Source organism: Roseateles saccharophilus, from assembly GCF_031458095.1.
GTDB classification, from domain to species: Bacteria; Pseudomonadota; Gammaproteobacteria; order Burkholderiales; family Burkholderiaceae_C; genus Pelomonas; species Pelomonas saccharophila_A.
The window spans coordinates 2,642,579-2,665,794 of the sequence record NZ_JAVDXU010000001.1 but is presented as its reverse complement, the minus strand read 5'-3'; the positions used below and the strand labels follow the sequence as shown (position 1 = coordinate 2,665,794).

At 69.0% G+C, this 23,216-nt stretch carries 17 protein-coding genes; 9 read left to right on the top strand and 8 right to left on the bottom strand.

Features of this window, described 5'->3' with window-relative positions; genetic code table 11:
* The first annotated feature begins 42 nt into the window (after window positions 1–42).
* From J2X20_RS12205 to rsmA, 3 genes are all read left to right on the top strand, one after another.
* Window positions 43–2,430 (top strand): LPS-assembly protein LptD, encoded by a 2,388-nt coding sequence (locus J2X20_RS12205; protein ID WP_310264902.1) that lies wholly within the window; start codon window positions 43–45, stop codon window positions 2,428–2,430.
* Window positions 2,427–3,740, top strand: a complete 1,314-nt coding sequence (locus J2X20_RS12200) for a peptidylprolyl isomerase (protein WP_310264899.1) — start codon at window positions 2,427–2,429, stop codon at window positions 3,738–3,740. Before J2X20_RS12205 ends, J2X20_RS12200 begins: the two co-directional genes overlap by 4 nt.
* 101 nt (window positions 3,741–3,841) lie before the next feature.
* Entirely contained in the window at window positions 3,842–4,612 is a 771-nt protein-coding gene (gene rsmA, locus J2X20_RS12195; protein ID WP_310264896.1) for a 16S rRNA (adenine(1518)-N(6)/adenine(1519)-N(6))-dimethyltransferase RsmA, read from the top strand.
* 219 nt (window positions 4,613–4,831) lie between these two features.
* Here the strand turns inward: rsmA and J2X20_RS12190 are convergent, their stop codons facing one another.
* The 3 genes from J2X20_RS12190 to J2X20_RS12180 form a co-directional block, all read right to left on the bottom strand.
* Complete coding sequence (locus J2X20_RS12190) at window positions 4,832–5,227, bottom strand: barstar family protein (protein ID WP_293500580.1); 396 nt, start codon at window positions 5,225–5,227, stop codon at window positions 4,832–4,834.
* Window positions 5,228–5,274: 47 nt separating this feature from the next.
* Window positions 5,275–5,709, bottom strand: a complete 435-nt coding sequence (locus J2X20_RS12185; RefSeq protein ID WP_409034149.1) for a guanyl-specific ribonuclease — start codon at window positions 5,707–5,709, stop codon at window positions 5,275–5,277.
* 236 nt (window positions 5,710–5,945) lie between these two features.
* The gene (locus tag J2X20_RS12180; protein WP_310264888.1) at window positions 5,946–8,243 is read right to left on the bottom strand and encodes an NADP-dependent malic enzyme; all 2,298 of its coding nucleotides are present in this window, start codon (window positions 8,241–8,243) and stop codon (window positions 5,946–5,948) included.
* A 93-nt stretch (window positions 8,244–8,336) separates the two neighbouring features.
* Here J2X20_RS12180 and thiL point away from each other — a divergent pair, with 93 nt between their 5' ends.
* Genes thiL through J2X20_RS12165 form a run of 3 tightly spaced genes read left to right on the top strand, consistent with a single transcriptional unit; the run spans window position 8,337 to window position 10,301 of the window.
* Window positions 8,337–9,275, top strand: a complete 939-nt coding sequence (gene thiL, locus J2X20_RS12175; RefSeq protein ID WP_310264886.1) for a thiamine-phosphate kinase — start codon at window positions 8,337–8,339, stop codon at window positions 9,273–9,275.
* A complete protein-coding gene (locus tag J2X20_RS12170; RefSeq protein ID WP_310264884.1) occupies window positions 9,272–9,799 on the top strand; it encodes a phosphatidylglycerophosphatase A family protein in 528 nt (175 codons plus the stop codon). Before thiL ends, J2X20_RS12170 begins: the two co-directional genes overlap by 4 nt.
* Window positions 9,800–9,803: 4 nt before the next feature.
* The gene (locus J2X20_RS12165) at window positions 9,804–10,301 is read left to right on the top strand and encodes a CinA family protein (RefSeq protein ID WP_310264882.1); all 498 of its coding nucleotides are present in this window, start codon (window positions 9,804–9,806) and stop codon (window positions 10,299–10,301) included.
* Between the two features lie 74 nt (window positions 10,302–10,375).
* Here J2X20_RS12165 and J2X20_RS12160 read toward each other — a convergent pair whose 3' ends face one another.
* The 5 genes from J2X20_RS12160 to J2X20_RS12140 form a co-directional block, all read right to left on the bottom strand.
* Window positions 10,376–12,769 carry a putative bifunctional diguanylate cyclase/phosphodiesterase gene (locus tag J2X20_RS12160; protein WP_310264880.1) on the bottom strand — a complete coding sequence of 798 codons (2,394 nt, stop codon included), beginning with the start codon at window positions 12,767–12,769 and terminating at the stop codon, window positions 10,376–10,378.
* 86 nt (window positions 12,770–12,855) lie between these two features.
* Window positions 12,856–13,443 (bottom strand): methylamine utilization protein, encoded by a 588-nt coding sequence (locus tag J2X20_RS12155; protein ID WP_310264878.1) that lies wholly within the window; start codon window positions 13,441–13,443, stop codon window positions 12,856–12,858.
* A gap of 92 nt (window positions 13,444–13,535) precedes the next feature.
* The gene (locus J2X20_RS12150; protein WP_310264876.1) at window positions 13,536–14,825 is read right to left on the bottom strand and encodes an NAD(P)/FAD-dependent oxidoreductase; all 1,290 of its coding nucleotides are present in this window, start codon (window positions 14,823–14,825) and stop codon (window positions 13,536–13,538) included.
* Window positions 14,822–16,255: an aldehyde dehydrogenase family protein gene (locus J2X20_RS12145; RefSeq protein WP_310264874.1), complete on the bottom strand. Its 1,434-nt coding sequence runs from the start codon at window positions 16,253–16,255 to the stop codon at window positions 14,822–14,824. The genes J2X20_RS12150 and J2X20_RS12145 overlap by 4 nt, the downstream gene beginning before the upstream one ends.
* 2 nt (window positions 16,256–16,257) lie before the next feature.
* On the bottom strand, window positions 16,258–17,151 hold the full coding sequence (locus J2X20_RS12140; protein ID WP_409034148.1) for a dihydrodipicolinate synthase family protein: 894 nt from the start codon (window positions 17,149–17,151) through the stop codon (window positions 16,258–16,260).
* A 138-nt stretch (window positions 17,152–17,289) separates the two neighbouring features.
* Here J2X20_RS12140 and J2X20_RS12135 point away from each other — a divergent pair, with 138 nt between their 5' ends.
* From J2X20_RS12135 to J2X20_RS12125, 3 genes are all read left to right on the top strand, one after another.
* Entirely contained in the window at window positions 17,290–18,003 is a 714-nt protein-coding gene (locus J2X20_RS12135; protein WP_310264872.1) for a GntR family transcriptional regulator, read from the top strand.
* Between the two features lie 163 nt (window positions 18,004–18,166).
* Window positions 18,167–20,977: a TonB-dependent receptor plug domain-containing protein gene (locus J2X20_RS12130; RefSeq protein WP_310264870.1), complete on the top strand. Its 2,811-nt coding sequence runs from the start codon at window positions 18,167–18,169 to the stop codon at window positions 20,975–20,977.
* Entirely contained in the window at window positions 20,977–23,172 is a 2,196-nt protein-coding gene (locus J2X20_RS12125) for a prolyl oligopeptidase family serine peptidase (RefSeq protein ID WP_310264869.1), read from the top strand. The genes J2X20_RS12130 and J2X20_RS12125 overlap by 1 nt, the downstream gene beginning before the upstream one ends.
* Window positions 23,173–23,216: the final 44 nt, after the last annotated feature.

The window sequence follows — 23,216 nt, the reverse complement described above, 5'->3', positions numbered from 1 at the left end:
CTAAGAACCGCCGGCCCCGGCATCCTCACCGACTCCGAGCCCTTGCCGCTCCCGCCGCCCGTGCCGCGCTCGCTGCCCTTCTCCCAAGCTCCGCTGTCCACCCTCGTCGCCCTGGCCTTGTGCGCCTGGGGGCAGGCGTCAGCCCAGCAGGCCGGCGCCGAGGAGTCCCTGCCCTTGCGCGGCAGCCGGGTGCTCGGCCCGGCCTCCAAGTCGGCCGCCAAGCCGGCCCTGGTCATCAGCGCCAACAAGGTCTCGGCCCAGATGGACCAGAAGGCCGAGGGGCAGGGCGATGTCGAGTTGCGCTATGGCGAGCTGGTGATGAATGCCGACAAGCTGGACTACAGCGTCGTCGATGACTTCGCCCGGGCCGAAGGCCAGGTGCGCATCAACCACAACGGCAACGTCTTCACCGGCCCGCTGCTGCAGCTCTATGTGAGCCGCTTCGAGGGCGAGTTCCTGACACCGCGCTTCTTCCTTGCGGCCACCGGCGGCGCCGGCAAGGCCAAGCTGCTGAAGTTCCAGGACAGCGAGCACATGAGCGCCACCGACGGCAGCTACACCAGCTGCCCGGCCGTGGAGAACCAGGAACCGGCCTGGCAGATCACTGCCAGGAACCTGCGCATGGACCTGGCGGCCAACGAGGGCCAGGCCGACGGCGCCGTGCTGCACTTCCTGGGCGTGCCCATCCTGGCCGCACCGTCCCTGAGCTTCCCGCTCAGCTCGGCGCGCAAGTCGGGCTGGCTGCCGCCCAACCTCTTCCTGGACAACCGCAGCGGCCTCGAGTTCGGTGTTCCCTACTACTGGAACATCGCCCCGCAGCGCGATGCGACCTTCACGCCCTTCGTGCTGACCAAGCGCGGCGTCGGCCTGGACAGCGAGTTCCGCTACCTGGAGCCTGGCCACGCTGGCCGCATCAACGTCGACCTGCTGCCCAGCGACCGCGTCTTCGGCAGCTCGCGTTGGAGCCTCAAGCTCAACAACGACGGCCATGTCTTCGGCGACTGGCGCTATCGCCTCAAGAGCGAGCGGGTGTCGGACGACGACTACTGGAAGGACATGTCGCGCCGCGTCGAAAGCCAGACGCCGCGCCTGCTGGCCAGCGACTTCACGCTGAACCGCCAGAAGGAGCTGTCCTGGGGCGTCATCGACACCTATGCCCGCGTGCAGCGCTGGCAGGTTCTGCAGGGCGTCGACGCGCCTTTCGATTCGCCCTTCCAGCGCAGCCCGCAGATCGGCGTGCGCCTGACGACGGCGGCCGACGAGGCGGTGCTGGACAGCTTCCGCCCCTGGGGCCGCAAGGCCAGGCTGGAGGGCGGGCTGGAGCTGGAATACAACCGTTTCGACCTGCCCAGCTCGGCCCTGCCCGGCCAGCAGCGCGGCGGCCAGCGCGTGCATGCCCTGGGCCATCTGGCCGCGCCGCTGGGGGGCGAGGCCTGGTGGTTCATCCCGCGCGTGTCGTTCAATGCGGCGGCCTATGACCTGGACCGCCCGCAGCCGGATGGACGCACGCGCATGCACCGCGTTATCCCGACGCTGAGCATCGACCACGGGTGGGTCTTCGAACGCGACACGACGCTGCTGGGCCGCGATTACCGCCAAAGCCTGGAACCACGCCTGCTTTACGTCAACACGCCCTTCCGCGACCAGACGAACATGCCCAAGTTCGATTCGGCGCCCAAGGACTTCAACTTCGACTCCATCTACACCGACAACCCCTTCTCGGGTGTGGACCGGGTGGCGGACCTGCATGCGCTGAGCGCGGGTGTGACCAGCCGCTGGATCGGGACCAACACGGGCGAGGAGATCCTGCGCCTGGGCGCCGTGCAGCGCTTCCTGTTCCGCGACCAGAGGATCACGCCGGACGAACAGCCCGTCAGTCAGCAGCGCTTCTCCGACCTGCTGCTGGCCGCCGCCGCTCATCTGGATGAGAAGTGGTGGGCCGATGGCACCTTGCAATTCAACTCCGAGACCAACCGCTCGGTGCGCTCGGTGCTGCGCGCGCGCTATTCGCCTGGCCCCTACAAGACGGTCAGCGTCGCCTACCGCCTGGCGCGGGCCCAGAGCGAACAGGTCGAGCTGGCCTGGCAATGGCCCATCTATGGCACGCCCGTCACTTCGCGCGGCGCCGACAGCAAGGCCTGCGGTGGTGCCTGGTACAGCGCCGGCCGCGTGCAGTACTCGCTGCGCGACAAGCGCCTGACCGATTCGGTCATGGGCTTCGAATACGACGCGGGCTGCTGGGTGCTGCGCTGGGGCGTCGAGCGCCTGTCCACCGGCCGGGCCGAAACCAACACGCGGCTGATGCTGCAGCTCGAGCTCGTCGGCCTGTCGCAGCTGGGTTCGAACGCCCTCAAGGTCTTGAAGGACAATGTGCCCGGTTACCGAAGGTTGAGCTCCGACCGCTCGCCGAGTTCAGATTTCCAACCATGATGCATCGCCTAGCTCCCCCTTTTCTTGCCGTGACGCTGGCCCTGGCCGCCCTTTCTGCCTCGGCCCAGAGCGCGCCCACGCTGCAGCCGGGGGACTACATCGCCGCCGTCGTCAACCAGGACGTCGTCGCCGCCAGCGAGGTCATCCAGCGCACCGAAAGGCTGCGTCAGGAAGCCCGCCAGCGCGGCGAGGTCATGCCCGAGACGGCCGGCCTGCGCAAGCAGGCGCTGGAGGCGCTGATCGAGGATCGCGTCCTCGTCACCTATGCCCGCGAGAACGGCGCTCGCATCGACGAGGCCGAGCTGGATCGGGTCGTCGCCAACGTGGCGGCCCAGAACAAGCTGACCATGGCCCAGCTGCGCGAGCGGCTCAAGGCGGACGGTACCGACTACAAGAGCTTCCGCGAAAACCTGCGCGACCAGATGATGACGGAGCGCGTGCGCGAGCGCGAAGTGCAGGGCCGCATCAAGGTGACCGACGCCGAGATCGACGAGTTCCTCGACAAGCGGCGCGCCGCGCTGGAGCAGGGCGGCCAGATCAACCTGGCCCAGGTGCTGGTGCCCGTGCCCGAGGGCGCCACTGAGGCCATCGTCGCCGAACGCCGTGCCCGGGCTGAAGGCGCGCTGGCCCGCATCAAGGACGGCGAGGACTTCGCCCGCGTCGCCCGCGAGATTTCCGAGGACGGCAACAAGGCCCGCGGTGGCGAGATCGGTCTGCGTCCGGCCGACCGACTGCCCGATATCTTCGTCAATGCCGTCAAGGGCCTGAAGACCGGCGAGGTGGCGCCCCAGCTGCTGCGCAGCGGTGCGGGTTTTCACATCCTCAAGGTGGTCGAGCGCCAGGGTGCTGCCTCCCTGACGCAAAGCACGCAGACCCATGCCCGCCACATCCTGCTGCGCCCCTCGGCCCAGTTGACGGCCGAGGTCGCGGCCCGTCGCCTGGCCGAATACAAGCGCCAGATCGAGACCGGCAAGGCCAAGTTCGAGCAGATCGCCCGCGACAACTCCGAGGACGGCAGCGCTCCCGAGGGCGGCGACCTGGGCTGGATGGGGGCCGGCGGCTTCGTGCCCGAGTTCGAGGAAGCGATGAATGCCCTGCCGCTGAATGGCATCTCCGGCCCCGTCGTGTCGCGCTTCGGCGTGCACCTGATCCAGGTGCTGGAGCGCCGCACCGTCGAGGTCGAGTTGAAGCAGCTGCGCGACCAGGCCCGCGGCGCACTGCGCGAGCAGAAGTACGACGAGGCCTACCAGGAATGGGTCAAGGACCTCCGCAACAAGGCTTTCGTCGAAGTCCGGGAATGGCTGGACTGAACTGGGACCGAGTGCAGTGCCTGCGCACTGCACGACGCCCAGTGAAGGACCGCCGGCTTGCAAGCCGGCGGGCATGAGGCAGGACCGATAGGGATCAATCCATGCCCCAACACATCCCCCGCAAGCGCTTCGGCCAGCATTTCCTGACCGATACGGTCCTGATCGACGCCATCGTCGACCTGATCGATCCGCAGCCGGGCGAGACCCTGGTCGAGATCGGCCCCGGCCTGGGCGCGATGACGCTGCCGCTGCTGGAGCGCCACAAGCCTTTGACCGTCATCGAGCTGGACCGTGATCTGGCGGCGCGCCTGCGCAAGCGCGATGACGTCGAGGTCATCGAGAGCGACGTGCTCAAGGTCGACTTCAAGGCCCTGGCTGCCACCAAGGGCGCGAAGCTGCGCGTCGTCGGCAACCTGCCCTACAACATCTCCACGCCCATCCTCTTCCATCTGCTGGAGGCGGTGGACGATGTCGTCGACCAGCATTTCATGCTGCAGAAGGAAGTCGTCGACCGCATGGCCGCGGGGCCGGGCGGCAAGGACTATGGGCGTCTGAGCGTCATGCTGCAGTGGCGCTATGACATCGAGTCCGTGCTGGACGTGCCGCCCGAGGCCTTCGACCCGCCGCCGCGGGTGGATTCGGCCATCGTGCGCATGCAGCCGCTGAAAATGCCGCCGGCCGTGAACCCGACGTTGCTCGGCGAACTGGTCGCCAGCGCCTTCTCGCAGCGCCGCAAGCTGCTGCGCCACAGCCTGGGCCACTGGCTGACCGAGCGCGGCTACGCGGGCCACTTCAATCTGCAGCGCCGCGCCGAGGAAGTGCCGGTCGACGAGTTCGTCGCGCTGGCCCTGGAAGTCCAGGGCCAGAAATGAAAAACGGGACCCGAGGGTCCCGTTCCTGTTCTCGAGGGTCAGCGCCGCATCAGGCGGCGTTCAACCACATCGAGGTATCGAAGGCACTGCACATCATCGGCATGTTCATGCCGAAGTTGGGGTTGCCAATTGTCGACTTCGCGCTTTTCGGCGCAGGCTTTTCAACCACCGGGGCCACCTCAGCAGCCCGCTCCCATGACCCGTTTTCTTGGGAGCGGGCTACTGAAAAGAATAGAAACACCGGAAGGCGATCTTCCTGTCGGCCCAGTAGTCGGCCGTATCGCGGAAGACATCGAGCAACTGCTCGCGGGCCTCGCGGTCGAATCGCACGTTGTCGGGCAACTGCTCCAGCACCACGACAAAGCCCGGCTGGGAGCCGGCCTTGTGGACGAGGTCGGTCATGCAGTCATGCAGGGCGTCCAGGTTCTTGCCGAAATGCGCTGGAAACAAGAAGGCCTGCGCAATGCCGTCGAGCACGTCCTGCTTGGACTGCGCCTCCGACAGGTTGGCATAGAGAAAATGCTGGCCCGCCTCATGAGCGGCCTGCATCAAGTCCTCGACCCGGTAGGCCCGTATGGCCTGCACGATATTGGGACGGACGGTCTGCAAAAGCATGGTCGCGTTCCTCCTTTCAAGTCACAAAACTGCTGAATCCTCGACCTTCACCGGGCCGCTTGGGCGCGGACGCGCTTGAAGCTGGCATAGTGATCGTCGGTGTAGTAACAGACCTCGGGCGCTGTCGGGGGCGTGCCGCCGCAGATGAGGCGGCGGGCGCCACGCGTGCGTGCGCCAGGAGTCTTGACCGTGTATTCGCGATAGAAGCCGCGAGCCTTGCGGGGTAGCAGGCGCTCGCGATTGCCGAACACCACGCCGTCCTTGGCATAGGGAAAGGGGCCGCCGGCGAGAATGAGCCGGTGCGTTTCCTGGGCCTGGGCGGGCAGCTCGCTCAGCTGGATTTCAGCCAGAACGGGCGTTGTGGTGGGTTGCCTATCATTGACAGCTTCCTTGGCTTGCACGCCTCCGGCCAGGCCGGAAAGCAGCAGGGCGGTGGTGACCGCCGAGGCGCCAGAGCGCGCCAGCCACGAGAGCAAAAACACGGGTTAACCCTGAATTCGAAACCGTAATGGTACCGAAGCGACCCGAAAAGCTCAAGCCGGACCCTGGCGCCGAACTATGGAATAGGCTCATGTGAGCCTGCGCTCACATTCGGCTAAGTGCTTGTTTTTTCTCGCTGCATGACCGGTGTATGACGAAGTTTTCGCAGTGAAAACTTCTGTCAATTGGGGGAGTCAGGGCGCTTTTACCCTGTTCCCCGCTGGAGCCGCCAGCAGGATCAGGCGCGCGCGGCGTTGGCGTCGGCAACTGTCAGGGCCGTCATGTTGACGATGCGGCGCACCGTGGCCGAAGGCGTCAGGACATGCACCGGCTTGGCTGCGCCGAGCAGCACCGGGCCGATGGCGATGCCGCCGCCGGCAGCCGTTTTCAGCAGGTTGTAGGAGATGTTGGCGGCGTCGATGTTGGGCAGCACCAGCAGGTTGGCTTCGCCCGTCAGCGGGCTGTGCGGCATGATCTGCTTGCGGTAGGCGGCGTCCAGGGCGGTGTCGCCGTGCATCTCGCCATCGACTTCCAGCCAGGGGGCCAGCTGCTGGATCAGGGCCAGGGTGTCGCGCATCTTGACGGCCGACGGGCAGTTGCTGGTGCCGTAATTGCTGTGCGACAGCAGGGCGGCCTTCGGCGTCAGGCCGAAGCGGCACATCTCCTGGGCGGCCAGGATGGTGATCTCGGCCAGCTGCTCGGCGCTGGGGTCATAGTTGACGTGGGTGTCGACCAGCATGACCTGGCGGCCCGGCAGGATCAGCCCGTTCATGCAGGCATAGGTCTTCACGCCGGCGCGCTTGCCGATGACCTGGTCGATGTATTGCAGATGGGTGGCCGTCGTGCCCCAGGTGCCGCACAGCATGCCGTCCACCTCGCCCTTGTGCAGCAGCATGCTGCTGATCAGGGTCAAGCGGCGGCGCATCTCGATCTTGGCAAGCTGCTGGGTCACGCCCTTGCGCTCGGTCATGCGCAGATAGGTCTGCCAGTAGTCGCGGTAGCGGTCGTCGTGCTCGACGTTGACGACGTCGTAGTCGCGGCCCTGCTGCAGGCGCAGGCCGAAGCGCTCGCAGCGCTCGGCGATGACCTCGGGGCGGCCGATCAGTGTCGGGCGGGCCAGGTTCTCGTCGACAACGACCTGGGCGGCGCGCAGGATGCGTTCCTCCTCGCCCTCGGCATAGGCGACGCGCTTGTTGGGCGCCCGCTTGGCCGCGGTGAAGATGGGCTTCATGGTGTTGCCCGAGGCGTAGACGAAGCTCTGCAGCTTCTCGCGGTAGGCGTCCCAGTCCTTGATGGGTCGGGCGGCCACGCCGGAGTCCTCGGCCGCCTTGGCCACGGCCGGCGCGATGCGCATCATCAGCCGCGGGTCGAAGGGCTTGGGGATCAGGTATTCGGCGCCGAAGCTCAGCGTCGCACCCACATAGGCCGCCGCGACCACTTCACTCTGCTCGGCCTGGGCCAGGTCAGCGATGGCGTGGACGGCCGCGATTTCCATCTCGACGTTGATCGTCGTCGCGCCCGAGTCCAGTGCGCCGCGGAAGATGTAGGGGAAGCACAGGACGTTGTTGACCTGGTTGGGGTAGTCCGTGCGGCCCGTGGCCATGATGGCGTCGCCGCGCACCGCCTGCACTTCCTCCGGCAGGATCTCGGGCGTCGGGTTGGCCAGCGCGAAGATCAGCGGCTGCGCGGCCATGGTGGCCACCATGTCGGCCTTCAGCACGCCGCCGGCCGAAAGGCCCAGGAAGACGTCGGCGCCGGCGATGGCTTCGCGCAGGCTGCGCTGCGCCGTCGGCTGCGCGAACACCGCCTTGTCCGGGTCCATCAGTTCGGTGCGCCCTTCGTAGACGACACCGGCCAGGTCGGTGACCCAGATGTTTTCGCGCGGCAGGCCGAGCTTGACCAGCAGGCCCAGGCAGGCGAGGGCGGCCGCGCCCGCGCCCGACGTGACCAGCTTGACCTTCTTGATGTCCTTGCCAACCACCTTGAGGCCGTTCAGGAAGGCCGCGCCCACGACGATGGCCGTGCCGTGCTGGTCGTCGTGGAAGACGGGGATCTTCATGCGCTCGCGCAGCTTGCGCTCGACGTAGAAGCAGTCCGGCGCCTTGATGTCCTCGAGGTTGATGCCGCCGAAGGTCGGCTCGAGTGCGGCGATGCAGTCCACCAGCTTGTCGAGGTCGTTCTCGGCCACTTCGAGGTCGAAGACATCGATGCCGGCGAACTTCTTGAACAGCACGCCCTTGCCTTCCATGACGGGCTTGGACGCCAGCGGGCCGATGTTGCCCAGGCCGAGCACGGCGGTGCCATTGGAGACGACGGCGACGAGGTTGCCGCGCGAGGTGTAGCGGAAGGCATTGGCCGGGTCGGCGACGATCTCCTCGCAGGCCGCCGCCACGCCCGGCGAATAGGCCAGGGCCAGGTCGCGCTGGTTGACCAGGGACTTGGTGGCCGCGATGGCGATCTTGCCCGGCGTCGGGAACTCGTGATATTCGAGGGCGGCCTGGCGGAGTTGGGCGCGTTTTTCTTCTGAGCTGGTCATGGCGGACATCACAAAGGCCGACGAGGGGTGGGAATCATGCCACCGCGGTTGCGCCTGGGTGCTGTGGATGTCCACACGGAGACAATCACCGCCATGGGTGAATTCGATCTGATCCGGCGCTTCTTCCAGCGCCCCGCGGCGCCAGGCGTGGAGGTCGGCGTCGGCGACGACTGCGCCGTCCTCGTCCCCACGCCGGGCGCGCGCTGGCTCGTCTCCAGCGACATGCTGGTCGAAGGCCGGCATTTCCTCTCCACGGTGGCACCCGAGCGCCTCGGCCACAAGGCCCTGGCCGTCAACCTCAGCGACCTGGCCGCCTGCGGCGCCACGCCACGAGGCTTCACATTGGCCCTGGCCCTGCCGCGTGTTGACGAAGCCTGGCTGGCGGGTTTTGCCCGCGGCCTGTGGGCCCTGGCCGACGCCAGCGGCATCCCGCTGATCGGTGGTGACACGACGCAGGGGCCGCTGAACATCTGCATCACCGTCTTCGGCGAGGCGCCGCCGGGGCAGGTGCTGCTGCGCAGCGGGGCCCGCATCGGCGACGAGATCTGGGTCTCCGGGCGCCTGGGCGATGCGCGCCTGGCGCTGGAGGTCTTTCGCGGCACGGTGGCCCTGGATGGCGCGGGCTTCGACATCGTGCGCGCCGCCATGGAATATCCGACGCCGCGCCTGGCTCTTGGCCAGGCCTTGCGCGGCATCGCGACGGCGGCCATCGACATCTCCGACGGCCTGCTCGGCGACCTGGGGCACATTCTCGCGGCCTCGGGCGTGGGGGCCCAGCTCGATGTCGACGCGCTGCCGCGCAGCAGCGTGCTGGCTTCCCAGCCCATGGCCCTGCAGCAGGAATGCCTGCTGGCCGGCGGCGATGACTATGAACTCGTCTTCACGGCCCTAGCTGGCGCCGTGCTGCCCGATGTCGGCGTGCCCTTGACGCGTATCGGTGTCATCGAGGCCGAGCCGGGGCTGCGCGTCGTCGACGCGCATGGCCTGAGCGTCGAGCACGGTCTGCGCAGCTTTGACCACTTCGCCTCATGAACGGTGCACCCATTCGGCCGACCGCGGCCTTCATGCTGCGTCATCCGGCGCGCTGGATCGCGCTGGGCTTTGGCAGCGGCCTCAGCCCGAAGGCGCCCGGCACCGTCGGCACGCTATGGGCCTGGCTGGTCTTTATCGTCGTCGCGCCGTGGATGTATGACCTGGCCTGGGCGCTGCTGATAGGCGTCGGCACTCTTGTCGGCTGGTGGGCCTGCACGCGCACGGCGCGCGACATGAACACGCCCGACCCCGGCTCCATCGTCTGGGACGAGGTGCTGGCCTTCTGGCTCATCCTGTGGCTGATCAGCCCGGTGGGCTGGCTGGGCCAGCTGATCGCCTTTGGCCTGTTCCGCTGCTTCGATGCGGCCAAGCCGGGGCCGGTGGGCTGGGCGGACCGTCTCTTCAAGGGCGAGCGCGGCGCTCCGGTCACCTGGGCCCAGGGCTTTGGCATCCTGTTCGATGACTTCGTGGCGGCCGGCTGTACGCTTGCCGTCATCGCGCTCTACCGCTACCTGCTGGGGTGATGCCATGTTTGCCGACGACTTCGAGCTGATCAACCGCATCGCCGTGGCCCTGATGCAGCGGCGTGAGCGCATCGGCACGGCGGAGAGCTGCACCGGCGGCCTCATCGCCGCGGCCTGCACCAGCCTGTCCGGCTCCAGCCAGTGGTTCGAGCGCGGCGTCGTCAGCTACAGCAACGAGGCCAAGGCCGAGCTGCTGGGCGTGCCCAAGGGCTTGATCGCGCTGCACGGCGCCGTCAGCGCCGAGGTGGCCGAGCACATGGCCCGCGGCCTGTTGGCCCATGCGCCCATCGACTGGGCCCTGGCCGTCACCGGCGTGGCCGGCCCCACGGGCGGCAGCGAGGCCAAGCCGGTCGGTACGGTCTGGCTGGCTCTTGTTCATGCGGGTCGGCCGGCCCAGGTCTGGCGCGAGAACTTCAGCGGCGACCGCCAGGCGGTGCGCCTGCAAACGGTGACGGCGGGGCTGATGGCGTTGTGTGAAGCGCTGGAAGACCGGGACAACTAAGCCAAGCCGCTGGCGAGCGGCTTGTCCTTCACCGGGCGTCGGGCAGCCCGCAGTGGGCTGCCCTCGGTCCGGGCTCAGCCCAGCTTGGCGATGACGCTCTCGGTCGTGACGGCCGAGGTGTCGGGTGGCTGCCAGCTTTTGGCCCAGGCGATGAACTGCTCCTGCGGCATGGGCTTGCCGATGTAATAGCCCTGGCCCTCGTCGCAGCCCAGGTGGGCCAGCATGGCCCAGGCCTTGACGGTTTCCAGGCCTTCGGCGACGACACTCAGGCCGAGGTTGTGGGCCAGCTCGATGGTCGAGCGCACGATGCGCGCATCGTCGAGATCACGCTCCATGGCCATGACGAAGCTCTTGTCGATCTTGAGCTCGTCCACCGGCAGCCGCTTCAGGTAGGCCAGCGAGGAATAGCCGGTGCCGAAGTCGTCGATGGACAGCTTGAAGCCCATGGCGTGCAGATGCTCCAGCGTGGACAGGGCCCGTTCGGGGTCGTCCATGATGGCGCTCTCGGTGATCTCCAGGCACAGCGAGGCCGGCGCCACCTGCAGCGGCGTGAGCATGGCCTCGATCTTGGCCGGCAGGTCCTGGTCCATCAGGTCGCGGGTGGACAGGTTGACCGACAGCCGCAGCGCCAGCCCCGCGTCCGCGGCCTCGCGTGCGAACCTGGCCGCGCCGGACAGCACCCAGGCGCTGAGCATGCGGATGAAACCGGTCTGCTCGGCGAAGGGGATGAACTGCATGGGCGGCACCAGGCCGCGCGTCGGGTGCTGCCAGCGCACCAGGGCCTCGGCGCCGACGACGTGACCCTTCTGCAAGTCGATCTTGGGCTGCAGGAACAGGCGCAGCTCGTTGTCCTCGACGGCGTGGCGCAACTCGGTCAGCAGCGACAGCGACTCCTGGCTGCCGGCATCCAGCTGGGCGTGATAGATGAGGCTGCCGCATTGGCGGCTCTTGGCCGCATACATGGCCAGCTCGGCCCGGCCCAGCAGCAGGTTGACGTCGTGACCATGCTCGGGGAAGAGGGCGATGCCGATGCCGGCGCCGAGGTCGATGGTCTCGTTGTCGATCTGCAGCGGGCGCTCGAAGTCCTTCAGGATGGCCAGCGCCGCCTCGCTGGCGGCATGGGCGTCGGTATGGGCCAGCAGGATGGCGAACTCGTCGCCCGACAGGCGCGCCAGCACCGAGTGGGCCGGCGCGCACAGGGCCTGCAGCCGCTCGGCCACGCTTTGCAGCAGGCGGTCGCCGACGTCATGGCCGAGCACGTCGTTGACATGCTTGAAGCGGTCCAGGTCCAGCATCAGCACGGCGCCAGGCGTGTCGCTGTTGGCGAGATGGTGCTGCAGGAATTCGGCGAAGCGGGCGCGGTTGGGCAGCAGGGTCAGCTGGTCCACATAGGCCAGGTTGTTGACCAGGGCGTCGCGGCGGCGGATGCCTTCGCGCATGCTCTCCAGCGCCAGGGCCAGCTTGTGCACTTCCTCCAGGCGCGCGGTGGCCGGCACGGGGGTGTCGTAGTCGCCGCCCTCGAGCCGGCGCGCTGAGGCCGAGAGAGCCGTGATGGGGTTGCTGATGCCTCGCGCCAGCAGCACGCTGACGAGGGCGAAGATGGCCACGCCCAGCACCGTCAGGCCGAGCAGGATGAGCTGCAGCTGCTGATAGGGCGCGAGCGCGGCGTCCAGGGAGCGCAGCAGCAGCACGCCCAGGTGCTGCTCGCCGTCGAGCAGGGACACGAAGCGGGCGCGCATGCGCTCGCCGGCCAGCTCGAAGACGCCGTCGACGGGAGCCTCCCGGCCCAGGCGGGCGGGCAGGGCGGCGGTGGCATTGCCGTCGAGGTTGCTGACCGTGCCCAGCCACGGCTGGTTAGGCGTCTGCAGCAGCACGACGCCCTGCAGTTCGGACAGGGCCTTGAGGTCGTCGAGCACCTCGCGGTCCAGCGCAAAGGCCATCAGCACCCAGCCGACCGGCGCCGGCGTGCGCACCTGCACGGCGACGACCTGGTAGACCCGGTTGCCCTGCACCGCCAGGGCGGCGCCGTCCTTGCTGCGCACCAGCTGGCCCAGGGCCGCGCCGAAGGCGGCCGCGCCGTCGCGCGTGGCCGCGACGAGGTGCTGCTGCTCATCGAAATAGGCGACGTCCGAGGCGCCGACGCGCTCGCCCTGGTTGACGAGGGCGTCCTTGATGGTCTCGACGGTGCCGGCCTCGGCCAGGGACAGGCCGACCGTGCTGCGGAAACCGTAGTCCTTGGCGAGCAGCTCGGCGGCGTCGCGCAGCTTGCCGGCGCGCTGGTCGAGCAGGCGGCGCAGCACGCGCTCACCGGTCTGCAGCTCGGCCGCCAGCGAGTCCTCGGCGTTGTGCGTGATGCTGGCGTGGATGGCGCCGAAGCTGATCAACTGCACCACCAGCAGCAGCGCCAGGAAGAGGGCGACGATGCGCCCCTCGAGGCGGCGCAGGTTCAGCCAGGCTGGCCAGCGCATCGTCAGTGGCGCCCGGCCGCCCGAAGCCGCTGAAGCGTCCCCTCGGGGGACCGCGGGCGAAGCCGGCGAGGGGTGCGGTTCATGCGCTACTCGGCCAGGGTCAGGGCCAGCGGGCCCCCACCTGCCGGCACGTCGAGCTTGGCGCTCTGCAGACTGGGCGACTTCTGGTCGCCGTGCCAGGCCTTGACGACATGCTCGCCGGCAGGCAGGTCCAGGGACAGCTGGCCCTTGGGGTCGGTGCGCCCGAAGGTGGGCGTGTCGACGACGACGATATGGGCGCTCATGCGGTCATGGATATTGCAGCCCAGCGTGGCGACGCCGGGCTTGTCGAAGACGATGGGCTCGGCCGGCGTGCCCGAGTAGAGCTTGATGTCGATGACCTTGATCGGCGAGAACGAGTAGACGTGATGCCGCACGGTGTCGAAGTTCGGGAAGCTGACCGAGGTGCCGGTCTGCACGATGAGCAGCTGGGGCGTGAACTGGCGGTCGCGCTGGCCCATCTCGGCCTTGGCGCTGCTGGTCTTGCCGGTACGGCCCTTGACCTCGACGGCCACGGCGGCATCGGCCAGCGGCTGGCCATTGGGGCCGCGCAACTGCACAGTCACCGGCACCGCCGCGGCCGCGAGCGGGCTCAACGCAAAGGCTAGGAGGCAGAGGCGGCGTACGGTCGTCATGTGGGCGGGGCTCCAGCCCCCACGATAGCCGAATCGCGCTCAAGGGGCAGCCAGAACGGCCCCAGTTTTACCGCTTGCGGCTGCGGCGTGGCCTAGAGGAAGCGCGACGGCGCGAAGGCCGCTGGCGGCCTGCCTTGGGCGAGGACCCAGTCCGCGGCCAACCTGGCCGTCGCCGCCGCCTGCGTCAGCCCCAGATGCCCGTGGCCGAAGGCATAGAACAGCCGGTCGTCGGCCGGCGAGGGGCCGATGACCGGCAGCGAGTCCGGCAGCGAAGGGCGACAGCCCATCCACTGCGTGCCGCCCTCGGTGCGCAGCCCCGGCAGAAAGCGCCGGGCCCTGGCCAGCATGGCGTCGGCGCGGGCGTAGTTCGGTGCTGCCTCCAGTCCGGCGAACTCCACCGCGCCGCCGACGCGCACGCCGCCGGCAATCGGCGTCACGACGAAACCATGGCCGGGAAAGGTCAGCTGGCGCTGCAAGGGGAAGGCGCCGGGCGGCAGCGTGGTGTTGTAGCCGCGCTCCGCTTCGAGTGGAAAGCGCTCGCCCAGGCTGGCCGCCAGCCGGTGCGACCAGGGCCCGGCGCACAGCAGCACGCGCTGGGCCAGCAGCAGGCTGCCGTCGGCCAACTGCAGCATCAGGCCGCGCGATTCGCGCAACAGTGTTTGAGCTTCGGCGCGCGCCAGCCGCCCGCCGCGTGCGACAAAGGCCTGGGCCAGGCTGTGGCACAGCCGCAGCGGGTCGTCCACGGTCTGCCAGTGCGGCACGAACACGCCGTGCCGCAGCGCCGGGTTCAGGCCGGGCTGCAGCGCGGCCAGGGCGTCTGCGCCCTCGAGGTTCTGGAAGGCGATGCCGTATTCGGCCCGCTGCGCCCAGCTGGCCTGCGCGGCCCGCCACTGCGCCTCGGAGTCGTAGAGATGCAGATTGCCGCCATCGTGCAGCTGGTCCTGGGCACCGGCCAGGCGCAGCAGGGCCGGCCACTCGGCGGCCGACTGCGCCAGCAAGGCGGCCTGGGCCTGGGTGCTGGCGGCCACGCGGGCCGGTTGGCTGGCGCGCCAGAACTGCCACAGCCAGGGCAGCATGGCCGGCGCGTAGGTCGGCCGCAGGCTCAGCGGGCCGAGGGGGTCGAGCAGCCAGCGTGGCGCCTGGCGCAGGATGCCGGGCGAGGCCAGCGGCAGCACGTCGGAGAAGGCCAGGGCGCCGGCGTTGCCGCGGCTGGCGCCCGCGGCGAGGCGCTCGCGCTCGATCAGCAGCACCTGCTGGCCGGCGGCCTGCAGGCGCAGCGCGCAGGCCAGGCCGACGATGCCGCCACCGATCACCAGTGTCTGCACCGCGCGCATGCAGCCTGCCTCCAGCGGCGGCAGCTGCTCCCACTCCTCGTCCGTCATGCCAGCAGATAGCCCGTCTTGACCGTCGTGTAGAACTCGGCCGCCATGCTGCCCTGTTCGCGCGAGCCCAGGCTGCTGGCCTTGCGGCCGCCGAAGGGCACGTGATAGTCCACGCCGGCCGTCGGCAGGTTGACCATCACCAGCCCGGCCCGCGCGCGGCGGCGGAAGGCCTCGGCGTGTTTGAGCGATTGTGTGCAGACGCCGGCGGCCAGGCCGAACTCCGTGTCGTTGGCCAGGGCCAGGCCGGCTTCGAAGTCCGACACCACCGTCAGGCTGGCCAGCGGGCCGAAGGCCTCGACGCGGTCCAGCCGCGTGCCGGGCCGAGCCGGCATCACCAGGGCCGGGGCGAGGAAATGGCCGACGGTGGGCCGCACTGGGCGCTCGCCGCCGCAAAGCACCTCGGCGCCTTCGGCCAGCGCGGCCTCGATCTCGCGCTCGACGCCCTCGCGCTGCGCGGCGTCCACACAGGGGCCGATCTGCGTCTGCGCCTCCAGCGCATGGCCCACGCGCAGGGCCCGTGTGGCTTCGACGAGAGCATCGCGAAAGCGCGCTGCGATGCCGGCCGTGACGATGAGCCGGCTCGATGCCGTGCAGCGCTGGCCGGTCGAATAGAAGGCGCCTTGCACGGCGCAGTGCACGGCCTGATCGAGGTCGGCGTCGTCCAGCACCAGCAGCGGGTTCTTGCCGCCCATCTCGAGCTGCAGCTTCTTCAGCCTCAAGCCGCAGTCCGCGGCGAGACGCCGGCCCACGGCCTGCGAGCCGGTGAAGCTGATGGCCGCCACTTGCGGGCTGTCCACCAGCAGCGGGCCGGCCACCGCGCCGCGTGCCAGCACCAGGTTGAAGACACCGGGCGGCAGGCCCGAGCGCTGCACGATGTCGGCCAGGGCCCAAGCGCTGGCCGGCGTGCGCTCGGCGGGTTTGAGCACCACGGCATTGCCGAAGGCGAGGGCGGGCGCTACTTTCCACGCCGGAATGGCGAGCGGGAAGTTGAAGGGCGTGATCAGGCCGACGACGCCGAGCGGCTCACGCGTGACCTCCACGCGCACGCCCGGCCGTACCGAGTCGAGCAGTTGCCCGGCCTGGCGCAGTGCCTCGCCGGCAAAGAATTTGAAGATCTGGCCGGCGCGGCCGACCTCGGCAGTGGACTCGGCCAGGGTCTTGCCGAGTTCGCGGGCCAACAGCCGGCCCAGTTCCTCGCGGCGGGCGAGGATCTCGGCGCCGATGCGGTCCAGCACGTCGAAGCGCTGTTGCGGGCCGCTGAAGCCCCAAGCGGGTGCGGCTTCGGCGGCGGCGTCGATCGCAGCCTGCATGCCGGCGGCATCGATCTCGAAGGCGGTGCCGACGGGATCGTTTTGATCCGAAGGGTTGTCGTTGGGCACGGCGGTGCCACCCGGCCACCACTGGCCGGCAATCAGACTGCGGAACTGCATGCTCAGAGGACGGGCAATGTCGGGCGTGTCGCCAGGGCCTTGTGGATGACGGCCTCGACCTGGGCGCGGCGCTCGCCGGCCAGCGGCAGGCGCGGCGCGCGCACGCGCTCGTTGGACTGGATGGCCAGGGCCTCGGCGAGCTTGATGTTCTGCACCAGATAGCTCGACACGTCCAGGTCCAGCAGCGGGCGGAACCAGCGGTAGATGGCGAGCGCCTCGGCCAGGCGGCCGGCCTTGACGAGGCGGTAGACGGCCACCGTCTCGGCCGGGAAGGCGACCACCAGACCGGCCACCCAGCCCTGCACGCCGGCGCACAAGGCCTCAAAGGCCAGGTTGTCGACGCCGGTGAAGACGGCGTAGCGATCGCCCAGGCGCGTCAGGATCTCGGTGCTGCGGCGGATGTCGTCGCTGCTTTCCTTGACCGCGACAAAGCGGCGGTCGTCGGCCAGTTCCTCCAGCAGGTCGGTCGTCACGTCGACGCGATAGGCGATGCGGTTGGAATAGATCATCACCGGCAGGTCGGCCGCGGCCGCGATGGCGCGCAGGTTGATGGCGGTCTCGCGCACATCGGTGTGATAGATGGTGCTGGGCACCACCATCAGGCCGTCGGCGCCGGCGCGGGCGGCCTTCTCGGCCAGGGCGCAGGCCTCGCGCGTGCCGGCCTCGGCCACGGTCAGCAGGGCGGGCTTGCTGCCCGCCACTTCCTTGGCCAGGCGGAACACTTGCAGGCGCTCGTCATGGCTGAGCATGGGGCCTTCGCCCAGCGAGCCGCAGGCGATCAGGCCGTCGCAGCCGGCCGCCATCTGCAGCGCAAAGCAGCGCTGCATCTCGGCGGCGTCCAGGCTGCCGTCTGCGTTGAACTTGGTGGTGACTGCGGGAAAGACGCCTTGCCACATGGTGGTGATGCTCCGGTTCGGTTGAAACTGGTGCGCAGCATATTGCATATTGGATCCAATCTGCAAGATTTTGGATCCAATCCTGAGCGAGGCGCTGGCGCCGGTTCAAAATGATGATCTCTTTGCCCGCGCCACGCCATGCCCGACACGCCTCTCACGCTTGCCCGCACCACGCCCGGCCCTTCGGCGGGCGATCAGGTCTACGAGGCCCTGCACCGCGCCATCATCACGGGCCAGTTCAAGGACGGCGAACCGCTGCGCCAGGAGGAACTGGCGCGCCAGCTGCACACCAGCCGCATCCCCGTGCGCGAGGCCTTGAACCGCCTGGAGCAGCATGGCCTGGTGCAGATCAAGCGCTATCACGGCTACACCGTGGCGGGGCACAGCCGCGCCGAGGTCGAGGAGCTGTGCCGCTTCCGCGCGCTGCTGGAGGGTGAGCTGATCCTGAACGCCGTGCCGCGTCTGCAGGCCGGCGCCCTGGCCGAGGCCAAGAAGCGCTGCCAGGCCTTCTCCAAGGAGACCGACCCGGTACGTTGGGGCGAGCTGAACCGCGACTTCCATTGCGCGCTGTACGCCGAGGCCGACATGCCTCACCACCTGCAGGCCGCCGTGGCGGCGCTGGACCGCACCGAGCGCTATCTCGTCGACCAATTGCAGCTGACCGATGGGCGGGCCCAGGCGCGGGCCGAGCACCTGGCCATCCTGGAAGCCTGCGTGGCGGGCGACGCCAAGGCGGCGGCACGCCTGACGCGCCAGCACATCCTGGGTGCCTGCGAGCGCTACTCGGCGTATATGCAGGCGCAGGAGGCAGAGCAGGCCGCGCCGAAGAAGCGCCGCGCTCGCACTGCCTGATTTCGCCTCGGGGACTTCCCGAAGACCGCGGCCCTTGTGCCGATTTCCGCGCCGCGGCTGCGGTGGGCTTCAAGACGTTTGCGTGACGGATTTCTAACGTTCGGTGGGTCAGCTGCCAGGGGGTTTCTGGTGGCACTTTGACCCACCAGACTAAGAGGTCCTCTTGAAGACACCGCAACTCACGCGCAGCACCGTCGCCATTGCCCTCGCGCTGCAGGCGCTTGCTGCCCAGGCCGCCGACGCTCCCACCGACGCCAAGGACAGCAAGGAGAAGCTGGACCGCATCGTCGTCACCGGCTCCAACATCAAGCGCACCGACGCCGAGAGCTCGCAGCCGCTGCTGACGATCTCGCGCGACGAGATCAAGGCTTCGGGCGCCCTGACGGTCGGCGACGTGCTGGGCAACCTGACCGACAACGACGGCCGTGCCATCAGCGACCTCGGCGGCGCCAACTCCTGGGCCAGCGGTGCCTCGGGCGTGTCGCTGCGCAACCTGGGCACCGGCGGCACGCTGACGCTGCTCAACGGCCGGCGCCTGACCAGCTACGGCTTCGCCGACGGCCTGCAGCTGAACTTCAGCAACATCGACGCCATCCCCGCCAACCTCATCGAGCGCGTGGAGGTGCTGAAGGACGGCGCCTCGGCCATCTACGGCTCGGACGCCATCGGCGGCGTCATCAACATCATCACGACCAAGGACTTCCGCGGCGTCGGCCTGGCCGTCAGCGCCCAGCAGTCGCTGCGGCGCAGCTTCCTGGCGCACGACAGGTCGGGCTCGGTCACCGTGGGCCACGGCAGCCTGGACGACGACGGCTACAACCTCTACGGCCACCTCGAGATGTACCAGCGCGGCAGCTACAAGGACGCCGACGTGCGCCCGCTGCTGCCCGGCTGGTATGTCGAGCAGAACCCCGCCCGCCTGCAGCTGTCGTCGGGCTCATTCCCCGGCAACTACACCGGCCGCTACCCGGCCAACTACAAGGACCCGGCGCTGGCGGGCAAGAGCTTCACGACGCCGGCCCCGCGCTGTGCGCCGGAGAACCTGGTCGGCGGCGTCTGCCTCTACGACTACTGGAAGGACAGCGACGCCCGCCCCGCCGCCGACCGCCTGACCGGCATGCTCGGCGGCCGCTACAAGCTCAGCAACGACCTGACGGCCTTCACAGAACTGCAGTTCGCCGACATCCAGGCCAAGTACTACACCAATGTGCCGCGCAGCCAGGCCGCGGGCACGACGTCGACCTGGTACGACTCGCTGAAGGGCGAACTGCAGAGCTTCAGCCATCCGGCGCTGCCGGTGGGCCATCCGCAGAATCCCTATGACTTCCCGGTCACGCTGGCCTATCGCTACGTCGACAACCCCGACATGTTCAAGAACGTCGGCGCCTCCTTCGACCACCGGCTGGTGGTGGGCGTCGAAGGCACGCTGGGCGGCTGGGACATCGACACCGCCGTCGGCGACATGGGTTCGCGCGCGACGCAGCGCCAGCACCTCTATCTGGACCGTTATGGCTATACCGACGCCGTCACCAGCGGCCAGTACAAGTTCGGCCAGGTCAACTCGGCCGAGGTGCTGAACAAGATGTTCCCGGAGATGGGCTCCACGGGCCATTACCGCCAGCAGTTCGCCGACTTCAAGGGCTCGCGCGAGATCTATCAGCTGCCGGCCGGCCCGCTGATGATGGCCGTCGGTGCCGAACTGCGCCACGAGGACTTCTTCCATCGCAGCATGGACAACATCCTGCAGGCGCGCATCGTCGGCTTCTCGGGCGTCAACATCGGGGGCAAGCGCAACACGGCGGCCGTCTTCACCGAGTTCGCGGCGCCCATCACCAAGCAATTGGAGGCCACGCTGGCCCTGCGCGGCGACAAGGTCTTCGACGGCTTCGGTGCCATCACGCCCAAGCTGCAGCTGGCCTACCGGCCGACGAAGGCCCTGCTGCTGCGCGGCACTCTGACCCAGGGCTTCCGCGCGCCCAGCCTGCCCGAGACCGGCAACGGCGGCGCCTCCTGGTTCAACAACAGCCTCAACGACCCCAAGCGCTGCGAGACCGCCCGCGCCCTGCGTGACGCGCTCAAGACCGGCAACGCCGCCGACCAGATCGAAGCCAACCTGGCCTTCAACTCCGGCTGCTCGGTCAGCTTCCCGTCCAGCGTCACGCCCAACCCCGACCTGAAGCCCGAGCGCTCCAACAATGCGTCGGTGGGCATCGTCGTGCAGGCGCTGGACAACGTCAGCGTCTCCATCGACTACTACAACATCAAGCGCCGCGACGAGATCGGCACGCCCGACATCACGCAGATCCTGCAGAACGAGGACCAGAACCCCAGCCTGGTGCCGCGCGACGCCGTCTCCGTGCAGGACCAGCTCTGGTCGCAGCGCGCCAAGGAGCTGACCGGCCAGACCATCGCCTTCCAGTCCGGCTCCATCCGCACCATGCGGCTGCAATACCGCAACCTCTACAGGACCCGGGTCAGCGGCTTCGACATCGACCTGCGCAGCCGCTGGGGCCTGGGCGAGTGGGGCAAGCTGGACCTGAACCTGGAGGCCAACATCCAGTCCAAGCTGCTGTACTGGGACACGGATGCGCAGGCCTGGCGCGTCAACCGCATCGGCTACAACGGCGTGCCGCGCGAGCGCGCCGTGCTCAAGGCCAACTGGAGCCGCGGCGACTGGAAGCTGGGCAGCCGCGTCAACTACAGCAGTTCCACCAAGCTGGCCTGGGACGAGTGGGACGACGGCTACTACCAGTCCCAGGGCTGCGCCGACCGCGGCGAGCCCGAGAGCCACTGCCGCGTCAGCAGCTGGACCAGCACCGATATGTGGCTGCAGTACAGCGGCATCAAGGGCTGGACGCTGTCGGCCAATCTCTTCAATGCCTTCAACGAGCAGCCTGCCGTGTTCCGCCGCCCGGCCGGCCTGCCCAATCTGAATGGCCGCGTGCTCAAGCTCAGCGCCGAGGTGAAGTTCTGATGCGTGCGCTTGCCCTGATGCTGGCGGCCAACCTCGCCGCCGCGGCCACGCCGCCGGCCGACATGGCCGACCCCTACCGCTGGCTGGAGGACGTCGACGGCGAGCGCGCGCTGACCTGGGTGCGCGCCCAGCAGCCGACGCTGTCGCCCGTGCTGCAGTCGCCCGGTTTCGCCAAGCTGGAGGCCGAACTGGCCGAGGTCATGGCCTCGCCGGCGCGGCTGGCGCCGGCCGAGCAACTCGGCCGCCATGTCTACAACTTCTGGCGCGATGCGGAGCACCCGCGCGGCATCTGGCGCCGCAGTGCGCCCGAGGACTATCTGAAAGGCCAGCCGCGGTGGGAAACCGTGCTGGACGTGGACCGGCTCGCCAAAAGCGAGGACGAGCGCTGGGTCTGGGCCGGGGCGAACTGCCTCGCGCCCCAGGCCCGGCGCTGCCTCGTCAACCTGAGCCGCGGCGGCGGCGATGCCCATGTGCTGCGCGAGTTCGACACCGTCGAGGGCCGCTTCGTCACGGCCGGTGAGGGTGGCTTCGCGCTGCCCGAGGCCAAGGGTGGCGCGGGCTGGGTCGATGCCGACACGCTGGGCGTCTACACCGACTTTGGCGCCGGCAGCCTGACGCGCTCGGGCTACCCGCGCCAGTTGAAGCTGTGGAAGCGCGGCACGTCGCTGGCGGACGCCAACCTGCTGCTGGAAGGCGATGTCGACGAGGTCGGCTTCTGGGCCTGGGGCGAGCACCTGGGTGGCCGCCAGCAGTTCGTGCTGGAGCGCCGCACCAGCTTCTTCGCCGGCAAGCAATACCTGCTGCGCGACGGCAAGCTTGTCGAGCTGCCCAAGCCCGACGATGCCCAAGCCCAGCTGTTCGGTGGCCAGGCGCTGGTGGAGCTGCGCTCGGACTGGGGCGCCTACCCGGCGGGTGCCGTGATCGCCACGCCATTGCAGGCGTGGCTGGACGGTAGACCGAAGTTCACGCTGCTGCACGACCCGGCGCGTGACGGCGCCCTGCAAAGCCTGGTGCCGCTGCGCGACGCGCTGCTCATCGTCAGCATGCAGGACGTGCGCCAGCAGCTGGCCGAATGGCGGCCCGCCGGCCAGCAATGGCAGCGCCGCGCCGTGCCCACCGGCGAGCTGGAGAGCCTGTCCGTCATGGCTTTGGCCGGGCAGACCTCCAACCGCTATCTGCTGACGCGCAGCAGCTTCTTGCAGCCCGCGCGGCTGGAGGCGGCACAAGTCGGCCAGGCCAAGCGCGCCGCCCTGCAGCAGCTGCCGGCCTTCTTCGACACCGAGGGCCTGGAAGTGCGCCAGCTGCATGCCAGGTCCGCCGACGGCACCTCGATTCCCTACTTCATCGTCGCCCCACGTGGCCCCGTGCCCGACGGTGGCCGACCGACGCTGCTCTATGGCTATGGCGGCTTCGAGATCTCGATGCGGCCGGCCTACAACGGCATCCTGGGCCGTGCCTGGCTGGCGCGTGGCGGCGTCTACGTGCTGGCCAATCTGCGCGGCGGCGGCGAGTTCGGCCCGCGCTGGCACCAGGCGGCCCTGCGCGAGCAGCGCCAGCGCAGCTTCGACGACTTCATCGCCGTCGCCGAGGACCTGCAGCGCCGCGGCATCACGCGGCCCGACAAGCTGGGCATCATGGGCGGCAGCCTGGGCGGGCTGCTGACCTCGGTGGCCCTGGTGCAGCGGCCGGAGCTGTTCGGCGCCGTCGTCAGCCAGGTGCCGCTGACCGACATGCGCCGCTACCACGAGATGCTGGCCGGTGCTTCGTGGATCGAGGAGTACGGCAACCCCGACATCCCCGCGCAGTGGGACTACATCGGCAAATACTCGCCGTACCACAACGCGACCGCCGACAAGCGCTATCCGCCGGTGCTCTACACCAGCTCGACGCGCGACGACCGCGTCCACCCCGGCCACGCCCGCAAGATGGTGGCGCGGCTGCAGGAGCAAGGCCACGAGGTGCTGTACTGGGAGAACACCGAGGGCGGCCATGCCGGTGCCTCGACGCCGGCGCAGCAGGCGCGGCTGTGGGCGCTCAGCTATGGTTTTCTGCAGCAGCGGTTGGCTGGTGGACTGCTCCAGCAGCCCACCAGCACCGCGTCTGCGGTTCATGCTGCTCCCCCCGGCCCCCTCCGAGAGCGGGCTCCAGCGAGTCCGACGACTCCTCCTAGCCCTCCTCCGAGAGGAGGGCACTAGCGTGTTCGTTGATGCGGCCGTGCCGGCTGCGAGGCCGGCTCGTC

Excerpts from the sequence above, each read along its gene's own strand:
- J2X20_RS12200 (WP_310264899.1), top strand. The coding sequence starts at position 2,427 with ATGATGCATCGCCTAGCTCCCCCTTTTCTTGCCGTGACGCTGGCCCTG.
- rsmA (WP_310264896.1), top strand. The coding sequence starts at position 3,842 with ATGCCCCAACACATCCCCCGCAAGCGCTTCGGCCAGCATTTCCTGACC.
- J2X20_RS12190 (WP_293500580.1), bottom strand. The coding sequence starts at position 5,227 with ATGCTTTTGCAGACCGTCCGTCCCAATATCGTGCAGGCCATACGGGCC.
- J2X20_RS12180 (WP_310264888.1), bottom strand. The coding sequence starts at position 8,243 with ATGACCAGCTCAGAAGAAAAACGCGCCCAACTCCGCCAGGCCGCCCTC.
- thiL (WP_310264886.1), top strand. The coding sequence starts at position 8,337 with ATGGGTGAATTCGATCTGATCCGGCGCTTCTTCCAGCGCCCCGCGGCG.
- J2X20_RS12170 (WP_310264884.1), top strand. The coding sequence starts at position 9,272 with ATGAACGGTGCACCCATTCGGCCGACCGCGGCCTTCATGCTGCGTCAT.
- J2X20_RS12165 (WP_310264882.1), top strand. The coding sequence starts at position 9,804 with ATGTTTGCCGACGACTTCGAGCTGATCAACCGCATCGCCGTGGCCCTG.
- J2X20_RS12160 (WP_310264880.1), bottom strand. The coding sequence starts at position 12,769 with ATGCGCTGGCCAGCCTGGCTGAACCTGCGCCGCCTCGAGGGGCGCATC.
- J2X20_RS12155 (WP_310264878.1), bottom strand. The coding sequence starts at position 13,443 with ATGACGACCGTACGCCGCCTCTGCCTCCTAGCCTTTGCGTTGAGCCCG.
- J2X20_RS12150 (WP_310264876.1), bottom strand. The coding sequence starts at position 14,825 with ATGACGGACGAGGAGTGGGAGCAGCTGCCGCCGCTGGAGGCAGGCTGC.
- J2X20_RS12145 (WP_310264874.1), bottom strand. The coding sequence starts at position 16,255 with ATGCAGTTCCGCAGTCTGATTGCCGGCCAGTGGTGGCCGGGTGGCACC.
- J2X20_RS12140 (WP_409034148.1), bottom strand. The coding sequence starts at position 17,151 with ATGTGGCAAGGCGTCTTTCCCGCAGTCACCACCAAGTTCAACGCAGAC.
- J2X20_RS12135 (WP_310264872.1), top strand. The coding sequence starts at position 17,290 with ATGCCCGACACGCCTCTCACGCTTGCCCGCACCACGCCCGGCCCTTCG.
- J2X20_RS12125 (WP_310264869.1), top strand. The coding sequence starts at position 20,977 with ATGCGTGCGCTTGCCCTGATGCTGGCGGCCAACCTCGCCGCCGCGGCC.